This window comes from Aliivibrio sp. S10_S31 (assembly GCF_014694495.1).
Classification (GTDB): domain Bacteria; phylum Pseudomonadota; class Gammaproteobacteria; order Enterobacterales; family Vibrionaceae; genus Aliivibrio; species Aliivibrio fischeri.
Genome location: NZ_JAAUWR010000091.1, coordinates 1 through 651, shown reverse-complemented (window position 1 = coordinate 651; position 651 = coordinate 1). Strand labels below are relative to the sequence as shown.

1 protein-coding gene is annotated in these 651 nt (G+C 49.5%); it reads left to right on the top strand.

The genetic code is table 11. From position 1 onward, the window contains the following. Positions 1-74: 74 nt before the first annotated feature. Positions 75-651: RHS repeat-associated core domain-containing protein (locus HC728_RS20440; protein WP_370539795.1), on the top strand; the 577-nt coding region annotated here is incomplete at its 3' end.

The following is a 651-nucleotide window of genomic DNA, read 5'->3' as shown; positions in this document are numbered from 1 at the left end:
TAAGCGACAGCAGTAACCGAAGTGTACAGAGTACGCTGACGGAAAACGTTTCGGACGTCGATGGGTTCTTTACCGTGGGCGGTCAACAAAACCAACTGCAATTAGGACAATACCTTATCTGGACGCCGCGCAACGAATTACTGAAGGTAACGCCAGTGGTGCGCGATAGTGACGTAGATGACGTAGAGAGCTATCGCTATGATGCAGGCAGCCAACGCCTTTTAAAAGTCAGCAAACAAAAGGCAGCGAACAGTGTACAGACATTGCGGGCACTTTATTTACCAGGGATAGAGTTACGCAGTGTCGCGCAGGGCTGCACAGAAACGGAAAACTTGCAGGTTATTACCATAGGTGAGGCCAGTCGGGCTCAAGTTCGATTGCTGCATTGGGAAAATGGTAGGCCAGAAGACATTAGTAATGACCAAGTCAGGTACAGTTACGATAATCTAATTGGCAGCAGCGCCCTGGAGGTCGATGGTGATGGTAAGGTTATCAGCATGGAGGAGTATTATCCGTATGGGGGTACCGCTATTTTAACAGCGCGCAATCAGGCGGAAGTGAACTATAAAACGGTCCGCTACTCGGGCAAAGAGCGTGATGCAACCGGTTTGTATTACTATGGTTATCGATACTACCAGCCTTGGGTGGGCC